The 11,262-nt window shown below is 48.4% G+C and carries 11 protein-coding genes and 2 tRNA genes; 8 read left to right on the top strand and 5 right to left on the bottom strand.

What is annotated here, in order from left to right:
* The first annotated feature begins 20 nt into the window (after positions 1-20).
* Together acuI and OSH01_RS05970 are read left to right on the top strand one after the other, a co-directional pair.
* Positions 21-1,058, top strand: coding sequence for an acrylyl-CoA reductase (NADPH) (gene acuI / locus OSH01_RS05975; RefSeq protein ID WP_266123265.1), 1,038 nt, complete (start codon positions 21-23; stop codon positions 1,056-1,058).
* An 83-nt stretch (positions 1,059-1,141) separates the two neighbouring features.
* Entirely contained in the window at positions 1,142-2,107 is a 966-nt protein-coding gene (locus tag OSH01_RS05970) for a tripartite tricarboxylate transporter substrate binding protein (RefSeq protein WP_266123161.1), read from the top strand.
* Between the two features lie 82 nt (positions 2,108-2,189).
* On the opposite strand, the gene OSH01_RS05965 is transcribed toward OSH01_RS05970, so the two are convergent.
* Positions 2,190-2,266, bottom strand: a tRNA-Met gene (locus tag OSH01_RS05965).
* A 281-nt stretch (positions 2,267-2,547) separates the two neighbouring features.
* Positions 2,548-2,757: a cold-shock protein gene (locus OSH01_RS05960; protein ID WP_266123160.1), complete on the bottom strand. Its 210-nt coding sequence runs from the start codon at positions 2,755-2,757 to the stop codon at positions 2,548-2,550.
* Positions 2,758-3,367: 610 nt separating this feature from the next.
* On the opposite strand from OSH01_RS05960, the gene OSH01_RS05955 reads away from it, so the two are divergent.
* Complete coding sequence (locus tag OSH01_RS05955; protein WP_266123159.1) at positions 3,368-3,712, top strand: hypothetical protein; 345 nt, start codon at positions 3,368-3,370, stop codon at positions 3,710-3,712.
* A 334-nt stretch (positions 3,713-4,046) separates the two neighbouring features.
* On the opposite strand, the gene OSH01_RS05950 is transcribed toward OSH01_RS05955, so the two are convergent.
* The 3 genes from OSH01_RS05950 to OSH01_RS05940 all read right to left on the bottom strand — a co-directional run bounded on the left by OSH01_RS05950 (position 4,047) and on the right by OSH01_RS05940 (position 5,103).
* Positions 4,047-4,259 carry a cold-shock protein gene (locus OSH01_RS05950; RefSeq protein ID WP_266123158.1) on the bottom strand — a complete coding sequence of 71 codons (213 nt, stop codon included), beginning with the start codon at positions 4,257-4,259 and terminating at the stop codon, positions 4,047-4,049.
* 187 nt (positions 4,260-4,446) lie between these two features.
* Positions 4,447-4,809 carry a YgiW/YdeI family stress tolerance OB fold protein gene (locus OSH01_RS05945; RefSeq protein ID WP_266123157.1) on the bottom strand — a complete coding sequence of 121 codons (363 nt, stop codon included), beginning with the start codon at positions 4,807-4,809 and terminating at the stop codon, positions 4,447-4,449.
* A gap of 217 nt (positions 4,810-5,026) precedes the next feature.
* Positions 5,027-5,103: transfer RNA gene (locus OSH01_RS05940), tRNA-Val, on the bottom strand.
* A gap of 317 nt (positions 5,104-5,420) precedes the next feature.
* Here OSH01_RS05940 and OSH01_RS05935 point away from each other — a divergent pair.
* The 5 genes from OSH01_RS05935 (at position 5,421) to OSH01_RS05915 (ending at position 11,203) form a co-directional block, all read left to right on the top strand.
* Entirely contained in the window at positions 5,421-5,900 is a 480-nt protein-coding gene (locus OSH01_RS05935; RefSeq protein ID WP_266123156.1) for a YkgJ family cysteine cluster protein, read from the top strand.
* Between the two features lie 127 nt (positions 5,901-6,027).
* On the top strand, positions 6,028-6,642 hold the full coding sequence (locus OSH01_RS05930; RefSeq protein WP_266123155.1) for a 2OG-Fe(II) oxygenase: 615 nt from the start codon (positions 6,028-6,030) through the stop codon (positions 6,640-6,642).
* A 144-nt stretch (positions 6,643-6,786) separates the two neighbouring features.
* Positions 6,787-7,836, top strand: a complete 1,050-nt coding sequence (locus OSH01_RS05925; protein ID WP_266123154.1) for an NADP(H)-dependent aldo-keto reductase — start codon at positions 6,787-6,789, stop codon at positions 7,834-7,836.
* A 152-nt stretch (positions 7,837-7,988) separates the two neighbouring features.
* Positions 7,989-8,663, top strand: a complete 675-nt coding sequence (locus OSH01_RS05920; protein WP_266123153.1) for a response regulator transcription factor — start codon at positions 7,989-7,991, stop codon at positions 8,661-8,663.
* 35 nt (positions 8,664-8,698) lie between these two features.
* The gene (locus OSH01_RS05915; protein ID WP_266123152.1) at positions 8,699-11,203 is read left to right on the top strand and encodes a sensor histidine kinase; all 2,505 of its coding nucleotides are present in this window, start codon (positions 8,699-8,701) and stop codon (positions 11,201-11,203) included.
* The last annotated feature ends 59 nt before the right edge of the window (positions 11,204-11,262 follow it).

Genomic DNA, 11,262 nt, shown 5'->3' with positions numbered 1-11,262 from the left:
GTCAATACCCTCCTATTAAGATAGCCCAACAACATAATGATGCCCCTCAGAACACATCACTAACAGCAGCTAGTTTTAAAGCAGTTCATCTAAGCCGTCTAGAGTCAGGCGAGACAATGGCTGAAATCATACACGTCCCCTTGTCAGAGCTTCCTCCTGGTGAGGTTTTGGTAAGAGTGCAGCATTCAACCCTTAACTATAAAGATGCCTTGGCCATTACTGGAAAATCACCTGTTGTACGCCAGTTTCCTATGATTCCAGGCATTGATTTTGCCGGTACTGTAGAACAAAGCGCCGACGACCGCTTTCAACCTGGTGATCAAGTCATTCTTAACGGTTGGGGCACGGGCGAACTGCGGTGGGGGGGGCTAGCTCAGTACGCCAGCACAAAAGCAGATTGGCTTATCCCCCTTCCAAAAAAAATGACGACTGAACAAGCCATGTCCATAGGTACGGCCGGATACACCGCCATGCTATGCGTCATAGCACTCGAAAGACACGGTATCAAGCCAGAGTCAGGACCTATCCTCGTTACGGGTGCCAACGGAGGAGTGGGTAGCATCGCTATTGCCCTGCTTTCGCAACTTGGATATTTAGTCACTGCTTCAACGGGCCGAGTACACGAGACTGAACATTTACTTTCTTTAGGTGCCCAAGCAGTCATGGACAGGTCCGCATTAAGCTCTCCCAACAAGCCTCTGCAAAAAGAAAACTGGGCTGCAGCGATTGACTGTGTGGGCAGCCACACACTTGCCAATGTGCTCGCCAGCACACGTTACGGTGGGATTGTAGCTGCATGCGGCTTAGCCCAAGGCATGGACTTGCCATCTACCGTTGCCCCTTTTATTTTGCGCGGCGTTACCTTAGCTGGCATAGACAGCGTCTATGCACCCTTAGCCATAAGAAAACAAGCCTGGGAGCGTCTATCTCATGAGTTTCCCGAAAGGCACCGAATCAGCACAGTTAGAACTATAGGCTTAACACAAGTCATACCGTTGGCTGAACAATTACTAGCAGGAAAAATACGCGGGCGGCTGATGGTGGACGTGCACGCTTAAGGCCTCCCCCCTGCCCACCTTTACCTAGCAGCTAGTAGAAGGCACGTCTAATAAGAACTTTTTTCGTCACAGGAGACACAACTATGCCATATAAAAACATCATTAAAGGTGGATTGGCTTGTTTATTCGCAGCTATCTCATTCAATGCCGTAGCAGACTCATATCCCGATCGCAGTATCCGCTTAATTGTGCCCTTCCCCCCAGGGGGCTCAGTAGACTATGTCGCCCGCGTTATTTCCCAAAAACTAGCTGAGAACATCGGACAAACCGTTATAGTCGAAAATCGTGGTGGTGCGTCGGGTACCATTGGTACACAAATGGTGGCCAGGTCAGCACCAGACGGCTACACCCTATTGCTAGTATTCGATTCTCATGCCGTTAACAGTAGTTTGTATGATTTGAAGTACGACACCTTCGATTCCTTTGACTACATTAGTCTCATCGGCACCATGCCCCAAGCACTGGTTACCTCTAAGCAATCCGGCTTAACCTCCACAGCCGCCTTGCTTGAGGCAGCCAAAAACAAACCTGACGGGTTAACCTATGGCTCATCAGGTGTGGGGGGCTCCAACCACTTAAACCCAGTTGCTTTCACTAAGCAGGCTGGCATCAATATGATGCATGTACCCTATCGGGGTGGCGGCCCTATGCTTACAGCCCTACTTGGAGGCGAGGTAGATATGGTCATTGGAAGTTTGCCTACCGTTATATCTTATGAGGAATCGGGTATGGCAAATATCGTTGCCATTGGAACCAATACAGAAATCGCGCAACTGCCAGGCGTACCAACTATTTCTGCCACGGTTCCTGGTTACACAGCAGAGTCCTGGGTAGGAATGGTGGCACCAGCAGGGTTACCGGAACCCATTATGGAGCACATATCTGTTGCCTTAGAAAAAACGCTAGCAGACCCCGATTTGAAAGCCAAAATGCAAGCAGATGGCTTTAACCTGGTCAATAGCAGCGGCCCAGATTTTAAACAACGAGTTCAGACGGAGGCCTCTCGCTGGGCTAAGCTAATACGTGAAGAAGGCATCAAAGTTGAATAAGCATCACGATTGAACATCTTAGCGAGTAAGTTATAAACAAAAACCCCCAATCAACGTACATTGATTGGGGGGTTTATTTGTTTGGTTGCGGGAGCAGGATTTGAACCTACGACCTTCGGGTTATGAGCCCGACGAGCTACCATGCTGCTCCATCCCGCGACTGATCTGCTATAGACTTTGCTAATGGTAGGCAAAATCTTAAAAACTTTTCGAAACAGCTTGCTTGCTGTTTGTATATACAGAACTATAAACAAAAGAATATGAACTGTCAAGTCAATACTCTAATTATAATTATCTCTTGAATATTCTTACCTGCCGAACTCGCTAACAACTGACCTTAGCGTGCTTGCTTAAAAAGCAAAAAGCCGAACCCAATGTCTCAAAGGATTCGGCTTTAAGGGATCATAATCAACGCTTACCTACGTGGGTAAGCAGGAGAATTAGATCACCTGAATCTGTGTAGCTGACGGGCCTTTTTGACCCTCTACGGCAACATAAGATACACGTTGATTTTCATCAAGAGACTTGAAGCCTGTCCCTTGGATTTCACTGTGGTGAGCGAAGAGGTCTTTGCCGCCGTTCTCCGGTGCAATAAAACCGAAGCCTTTTTCGTTATTAAACCACTTCACAATACCGATTTCTGTTTTCAAAATAAGTCCTAATTGTTCAAAAGAAAAATTTCCTTACTCACACTATGCTCCTTATCGACGCGTAGGGATAGCGTTGTTACACAATAACTCATCTTTGCCGAGCAGATGGCCTGACCTGCCGTCAAATATTAAGTGAACGCGCTTACCAGCTAATGCCAAATAGCCACACCTCGCTATCTGACCAGTTGCCAAAACGTAGCCATCATTTTTTAGAGGAGCTACAAGGCCGCTAAGGCACCCTACCGCAAGTGATCAAGCATAACTATCGCTTTTTCTAAGCTCTTCCCTTCCTCTTGGCCCCATATGTTCAAAGCACCATTGATTGACAACCAGAGCAATTCCTTGGCTTTATCATCTGTAGCGATCTCATCCATATGATTACTGGTGGCCGAAGCGTTCGTCATCACAAGAGATAGATTAGATTTATCAGCGATATAAGATAAACACTCACACAATGGCGAAAGTGGCGAAAATAAACCGTGGCGCCTCTGCCTGCAAGGGCTCGTATCAGCGCTTTATGGCGCTTGCTCACTCTCATCAGCACGGCTACTATTCTTTTTATTCGAATGACAGCTAGTCTGAGTCTGTCGACCAAAAGACGGTAGGAATTATGAACTTACTCAAGCAGGCAGCACTCGCACTAGCTTTGCTCGCACCTCTTCCCGCCTTAGCCGCCGATGGGCTACTCACGCTTGTTGTAGGAATTCCCGTTCTGATTGTAGCAACTATTATTCTGGGTATCCTGCTATCCATCAAATCGCGTAAGACGGTTAGGAACCTTGCTACCCTGCTTTTTATTCCCACCCTCGCATTCAGCCTCTACGTTATGCTAGATGCAATAACAATGCTTAGCGACGCTGGGACAGAGAATTTCGGCATTGGCTTTGCCTTCTTCGCGTTACTCGCGCTGGCTTGCTTTTTGTTTTTCTTGCTCATTCGCCGGCGGGCAATTTAGCGCTAAGCTCATCACGCACGATGGTGCACTGCCCAAACATTGCCTCACCCGTTTGCATGAATCGCTTTTTTTTAGATGGGGACTTTTAAAGCCTCCAAGACCACATAGTCATTCAGAAGCCAAACACACAACAAGTCTATCTCACTAACTCCCCTACTCTTGCCTATCAGTATCAATGATAGTCCACACACGAAAGAAGCTAGGGATTCATACGTTCCAAGCAGCCTGAACGCACGGGCGAGGTATCAAAAAACAAAAAAGCCGAGCCTTTACTTCGAAGGGCCCGGCTTTAAGAGATCAACTTAATGCTCACCCATGAAGGTGAACAGTAGGATCAAGAAATCTTTTGGATTTGAGTCGCTGCGGGGCCTTTTTGACCTTCTGCTACGACAAAGGATACGCGTTGATTTTCTTCAAGGGATTTAAAGCCTGTTCCTTGAATTTCACTGTGATGAGCAAAGAGATCTTTGCCGCCATTCTCCGGAGAAATAAAACCGAAGCCTTTTTCATTGTTAAACCACTTAACAATACCGTTTTCTGTTTTCAAAATAAAAGTCCTAATTGTTCAAGGGAAAAATCTCCCTACAAGAACTATAGGCTGCTATTTGGAAATTTAGGAAGCTTTATCACATCAAAACCATCAATATTTTTGTTATTCTGCCAGGTGTTGTCGTGTAAATATCACACCCCCCTTCGAACGAAGGGGGATACGCGCCTACCTCGAGCGACACAATTTATTGAATAATCCGTATAGAATCCACTTCAATCTCGGGAGCACGGTAAAGACTCGTGTCTACCTCACCGATGATTTCAACCTTAGTTTTATCGTTGATTTCGCCCACACCCTCAAAGCGCTTGGGTTTTATTTCCGCCACAATTTCAGCCGTACCATCCGAAAAAACATAGGTTTTAGCACTTAGCTTACGAAGCAGGTGCCCTTTCAACTGTACCTCTTGGTCATCAACGGGATTTTTCAGTATTTCTTCTACGCTTGCTGCTGTGGTATGAGAAGGACCTGAGTACTGTGCATGAGCAACTGAGCCCAAAGCAAAAACAGCCACTAAACTTGCTGCTGCGATCGAAAAGTTAGTTTTCATTGCAAAATCCTTTTTATGGTCGTCCCCTATCTTAGTTCCCTTTTCTTCTTTGAGAAGTTAATTTTATTCATGCCAGGTAAGGCGTGCCAGGATGGGGTTAGCAATGCAACAATTGCAGAAAATTTGGCTGGCTTGGCACAATGAGCAACAAAAAAGCCGCAAACTTTTGCGGTATGCGGCTTATCTTGGCACGGCTTGATGCCATGTGGAAGTATTCTGGTAGGCAGTACTGGATTCGAACCAGCGACCTCTACGATGTCAACGTAGCGCTCTAACCAACTGAGCTAACCGCCTAGTAAAGAAGTGAAACTATAGCTGAAAAACCAAATAGTCGTCAAGCATCTTTTGCTAAGTACCCCGTATTTTCATTATTACGCTCATTGACACGTAAGCATTGTTTTTATACATGATGTTCTTTATTTTGATAGCTAGCACTAATCGCTTAAGATAGTAGACAGATGTTTCTGCCTAGACAGAGTTCGTGGTTTTTTTGCGTGAGGCGCATATTTACCTAGCGCGACGACCTAGCAAAAAAATAAAATATCAACTTTAGGCATATGGTACACGCGCTTGCGCTACCCATATGCCTTTCTCTCTCTCTGAGTGCATTTATGTCCTATTCTGAGCTTCAGAATGCGGTCTCCCTTGAGGCCCTGCAGGTAACGGAGGCGCCGACCTTATTAAACGCCCCCCCTAATGACGAAGTTTTTGATGACAACCCTTGCTTATCATGTGGCGCATGCTGTGCCCACTTTCGCGTATCGTTTTACAGCGGGGAAATAGCAGGCCCCACAGGCGGCACCGTGCCTGCAGAACTGGTTACTCAAGTAGCCCCTTTGCGTGCTTGTATGCAAGGCACCGAGCAAGGAGGCCGTTGCATTGCCCTACGCGGAAACGTGGGTCAAGACGGCATACAGTGCTCTATTTACTCACAACGGCCTAGCCCTTGTCGCGATTTTCCGGTGTGGTATCCCGACGGCAGCCCTAACCCTGACTGCCAACGTCTACGCCATGCTCACGGTTTGGCAGTATTAGAGCATCGTCAGGTACGCCCCATCCCCCAGCTTCCGGACTGCGATCGCGCGGCATAAGCCGCCTCTACATGCTTATTTCTCAACTGACTAGGACGCTAACGCTGCCTGCTCATCCTTTATTGGCTTTAACCCACCATGATGACGTACCTGAACACTTCACTCGTTTTTTGCTATTTGATTTATCATGAATTTCCTCGATAAATCCTTAGATGAGCTCGCCCAACAAGGCTGGAGTATTGCGGACAATTTACTTCCGTCTTCGCTATCTTTAGCTCTACTGCAACAAGCACAACAACGTTGGCAAAATCAATGTTTTCACGCGGCAGCAATAGGGCGCGAAAAAAAACAGCATCTAAATAAAAAAATACGCGGAGACTCAATCTGCTGGCTCCAGCCTAACGACTGCGATCCTACCAGCCAGCAATTTCTTGCTTGGGCCCAAGATATTCAAGAAGCATTAAATCAAGCTTTTTTTCTAGGCTTGCGACGCTTTGAATGTCACTTCGCCCGCTATGCCCCGGGGGCTGGGTACGCCAAACATATTGATCAGCATCAGCATACCGGCTTTCGTAAAATCTCTATGGTTTTGTATTTAAACCCTGCTTGGCAGGCTGACCTCGGAGGAGAGCTGGTCATTTACGATCCAGAGTCAAGCGACGAAATCATTGCTAACGTGATACCCGAAATGGGCCGCTTAGTACTGTTTCGCAGCGACAGTGTTCCTCATGCTGTGTTACCTTGCCATGCCGTGCGCTGGTCACTGGCTGGTTGGTTCAGAAACGACTCAGACATACTGTAAACACAATCCTAGTGACTATAAAGATAGAGCCTATAAACGGATAGCGCCCACGCGTATGGATCCAAAGAAAAATGTAGACTATGGTTATGCTTTTAGTGCTCTATCTTCTTCTACTTCGTAACATTGCTGCTTCAAAGGAATACTATGCTCTATCGCAAACTCGGTCATACTGACCTAGACATCAGCTTAATCGGTTTAGGCACCATGACATGGGGTGAGCAAAACACCGAACAACAAGCACACGAACAACTGGATTACGCCCTTGATGCGGGCGTTAATTTCGTGGATACCGCAGAAATGTATCCCGTTCCCCCGCAAGCAAAAACCCAAGGCTTAACCGAAACCTATATAGGCACTTGGCTACAAAAAAGTGGCCGCCGTCAGGATATTGTTTTGGCCAGCAAGGTAGCAGGCCCAGTACGCGACCCCAAACGTCCTAGCCACATTCGTAATGGCAACACTCACCTGAACCGCAGCAACTTAGAACAGGCCCTGCACGATAGCCTAAAACGCCTACAAACCGACTATCTTGACTTGTACCAGTTGCATTGGCCGGACCGCACTACGATTACGTTTGGACGGCGCGCCTACCCGTGGCCACAACAAGAGCAAAGTGTGGCGATTGCCGAAACTCTGGATGTATTGCAAGACTTTATCCGTCAAGGCAAAGTCCGACATATTGGCGTATCTAATGAAACCGCCTGGGGAGTGTCTCAATACTTGCGCCTAGCCCGCTACGAAGATAAACCTCTCATTGCCAGTATTCAAAACCCGTTCAATTTACTGAATCGTCAATACGAAGAAAGCTTGTCAGAATTTAGCCACCATGACGGGCTAAGTTTGCTGGCCTACTCTCCCTTAGCAATGGGTGTACTCACAGGGAAATACGACCACGGCGCCCAGCCTGCTGACGGACGTTTAACACGCTACGACCGTTTTACTCGGTATGACTCTCCTCACGCACGAGCAGCCGCCCAAGCCTACAATGAATTAGCCCGCCAACATCAGTTAAGCCCTACTCAGTTGGCACTGGCCTGGGTCAACCACCAACGCTACGTCAGCAGCAATATTATTGGTGCCACGACTATTGCCCAACTTAAAGAAAACATAGAAAGCGTACAGGTACAACTAAGCAGTGACCTACTGGAAGCGATCGACGCCATCCATCAGCGCTGGCCTAACCCTGCTCCCTAAGCTTGGCGCGTCAAGCTAGTCCCACCTCTCGCATCCTGTATAGGCAAACCTAAACGGGTACAACACCCGTTTTTTCCTTTACGCTAGAATAATTTAAGGGACGTACCCCATCCGCCCTTAAAACAAGCACACAGCACGGCACAGGAAATAAAATGCGCATTCTAGTGGTTGAGGACAACGAGGACTTAGGCGAAGCCATTAGCAGCCGACTGCGTTCGGCAGGCCATAGTGTAGAGTGGGTAAAAAATGGCACTGATGCCAAGCGATACTGCGAGCTAGAAAACTGGGATGCTGTGTTGTTGGACATCATGTTACCTGACGAGGACGGCTTTAGCGTGCTGCGCCACGTCCGCCAGCATAAAGTCGCTACGCCCGTTCTCGTGATGACCGCCAGAGCTGAAATTGAAGACAAAGTCAGCATGCTGGATTTGGGCGCCGACGACTACTTAGTCAAACCCTTCGATTTTCGCGAACTCGAGGCCCGCTTACGCGTCCTAATGCGCAGACCAAGCGGCCAAACCAGTAGCGTCAGTGTGTTAGGAAACCTGAGCATAGACAGTGCGAGCCGCCGCATAACCATCAATGATGAACACGTAGAGTTCGGACGACGCGAGTTTTGTTTATTAGAAATTTTACTCAACCGTGTAGGGCAAGTAGTGTCCAAGGAAAGGCTCATGACACAGCTTTTCAACTTCGACGAAGAGTGCAGCCCCAATGCAATTGAGCTACATATTTCCCGTATTCGACGCAAGCTTGGAGCCGCCCACGTCCGTATTGAGACCGTACGAGGCAGCGGCTACTGCGCCCAACTGATAGAAGAAGAATAATGCCAACACAGGCTTTTTCAATTCAACAACGAGTCATGACACTCGCGACCTGCCTGCTGGCCTTCGCTTTGCTGGGCTTAGCCTTAATTTCTCACTCTTATGCCAAACGGGCTGCCGATGCGGCTTATGATCGTTTACTCAAAGCCTCAGCTCTCACTATCGCTAATGCAGTGCAGATCAGTGACGGTCAACTCACGGTCGAGCTGCCCTATTCAGCGATGGCCATGCTGTCTGATCAAGAGCGTATTTTTTACTCGGTGCAAGACGGCCAAGAACACATTGCCGGTTATGCTGACTTAGGCGCAAAACTGGCGCCTGCCACGAGTACACAAGCGGAATTTGTGACCCAAGACTACAAAAACGTGGCGGTGCGTATTGCCACAGTAGGTCGCTTACTCAGTAGCGCGCAACAAAGTACGCCGCGTTGGGTCACAATACGTGTAGCGGAAACCTTGGGGACTCGCCAGGCGCTGACTCAAGAACTCTTTAACCATAGCACCCTGCCCTTAACAGGCATTATTTTCGTTGCCTTGCTAGTGACCGCCTTTGGGGTGCGGCGCGCGTTCGCTCCCCTCGCCGCCATTGCATCCGAGCTGCAGCAACGCTCACACGATAACCTTAAACCCATTGAGCATGCCGTACCAACAGAAATCACAAGTTTGGTTAAGGTACTGAACGAATTTATGCTGCGCTTAAAAACCTCGCTCTACACCCTTAACCATTTGCTTGCCGACGCGGCTCACCAGATACGTACCCCGCTGGCCGCGTTACAAATGCAGTCCGAACTCGCTCTCGAGGAAAGCAATAGCGACCAAGTTAAACAACGCGTGCGACGTATCCATGCCAATGCGGCTCACATGACGCAGCTATTAAATCAATTGCTCATGGATGCCACCATTTCCCATCGACGCGATGCCTCCACCACACGCAAACTGGCTGTGCCCGACTTGCTTCGGCAAGTATTGAGCCGTCTGGACCCGCAAGTGGCGGACCTAGTACAACTGAACATTACTCCTTTAGCGCAACGCGCGCACATCATGGGCGACCATATCGCCTTACGTGAAATGCTGCGTAACCTAATTGAAAATGCGGCTTTGTATGGCCAGCAAGACACTGTAGAAATTCATGTATATAGCCGGGAAAGCGGCTTGATTGTATTTGATGTATTGGATCGTGGCCCTGGTATTAGTGAGGCTGAAAAACCCAAGGTCTTGGAACGTTTTGTGCGGGGAGCGGCAGCTCAAGACAAAGTCGGATCAGGGCTAGGGCTTGCCATCGTACAGGCAGTGGTAAATAACCATGGCGGCACATTACAACTACGCGACCGTCAAGGCGGCGGCCTCACCGTGCGGGTTGAACTGCCGGCCCAGCTACAGCCTCGTAAACTGAAGCTCAGCACAACTGTTACTCCTATTATGGCACTAGCAGTGTTGCTCATCGCCCCTGTAATGGGTAGCCCTTGCGCACAGGCTCAAGCCGTAGAAGCTGATCTCAACATGGCCCCCAACACGTACACGTATAAGGCATTAAACCCAAGCGTTACGCCTTCTACGCTAAGCATTAGCGGCCCTACTGATATTGAACCCTTTGAAAAGCTTATCCTCGATTTTCAACGCCACTATCCTATGGTGCAAGTCACCTATCACGAACTCGATAGCCAAGCACTGTATAAACATGTGCTGGCGGATACCTTGCCAGAAACTGACGTCTTAGTCAGTTCGGCTGCAGACCTACAGATGCGTTTAGCCAACGATGGCTACGCCCTAAGCTATGACTCAGAGCAAACTCGCAAAAGCCCCGAATGGGCACGCTGGCGGCAAGAGGTTTTCGGTTTCACGCTTGAGCCCGCAGTATTTGTTTATGCTCATGCACGCTTACCTAAAGACCAACGCCCCCGCACCCACAGCGCGCTGTTAACACTGCTGGAACAGCGACGGCACGACTTTTTTCAACGTATAGGGACTTACGACATTAGCGTGAGTGGCGTAGGCTACTTGTTTGCTCAGTACGACGAGCGGGTTTCCAGTAACTTTTGGGGGCTCGCCAACGAGCTGGGACAAGCAGGTGTACGGCTATACGGTAACTCTAGCGCTATTTTAAAAGACTTAGAAAACGGCACTTTAGATCTTGCCTATAATGTTTTGGGCTCTTACGCCATGGCTGCTAAACAAGCTGGAGCAGAGATAGAAATCGTTATTCCGGATGATTACGTATCAGTGTTTTCCCGTACCGCACTCATCTACAGCAAAACTAAAAACCGACATTTAGCTGGCCTATTTATTGATTATTTATTGTCTGATCAGGGCCAATTAGTTGCTGCAAAACAAGCTAGCCTAGGCGCACTGAGCAGCGAAACAGATGGCAATTGGTTCGGAAAACACATTAAAAATCAAGAGCTTGCAATAACCCAACCGGCGACTCTGAAACCCACACTGCTAGTTGGCTTAGACCCTACCCGTCGCACTCGTTTCACTCAGAACTGGCTGCGTCTGGTCACCGACACCCCCGCTTTACATCCTCTCGAGAACGCCTCCCCATGACAGGTTCATGACAGCTTCCTTCCACACAATAGTCTCTAGGTAAAACGTCAGCACTGTTG

It is taken from the genome of Alcaligenes endophyticus, from assembly GCF_026344035.1.
GTDB lineage: Bacteria > Pseudomonadota > Gammaproteobacteria > Burkholderiales > Burkholderiaceae_B > Alcaligenes > Alcaligenes endophyticus.
The sequence above is the reverse complement of the archived record's forward strand: the minus strand, read 5'-3'. Positions and strand labels throughout refer to the sequence as shown.

Excerpts from the sequence above, each read along its gene's own strand:
- OSH01_RS05925 (WP_266123154.1), top strand. The coding sequence starts at position 6,787 with ATGCTCTATCGCAAACTCGGTCATACTGACCTAGACATCAGCTTAATC.
- OSH01_RS05935 (WP_266123156.1), top strand. The coding sequence starts at position 5,421 with ATGTCCTATTCTGAGCTTCAGAATGCGGTCTCCCTTGAGGCCCTGCAG.
- OSH01_RS05930 (WP_266123155.1), top strand. The coding sequence starts at position 6,028 with ATGAATTTCCTCGATAAATCCTTAGATGAGCTCGCCCAACAAGGCTGG.
- OSH01_RS05915 (WP_266123152.1), top strand. The coding sequence starts at position 8,699 with ATGACACTCGCGACCTGCCTGCTGGCCTTCGCTTTGCTGGGCTTAGCC.
- OSH01_RS05970 (WP_266123161.1), top strand. The coding sequence starts at position 1,142 with ATGCCATATAAAAACATCATTAAAGGTGGATTGGCTTGTTTATTCGCA.
- OSH01_RS05920 (WP_266123153.1), top strand. The coding sequence starts at position 7,989 with ATGCGCATTCTAGTGGTTGAGGACAACGAGGACTTAGGCGAAGCCATT.
- OSH01_RS05945 (WP_266123157.1), bottom strand. The coding sequence starts at position 4,809 with ATGAAAACTAACTTTTCGATCGCAGCAGCAAGTTTAGTGGCTGTTTTT.
- OSH01_RS05955 (WP_266123159.1), top strand. The coding sequence starts at position 3,368 with ATGAACTTACTCAAGCAGGCAGCACTCGCACTAGCTTTGCTCGCACCT.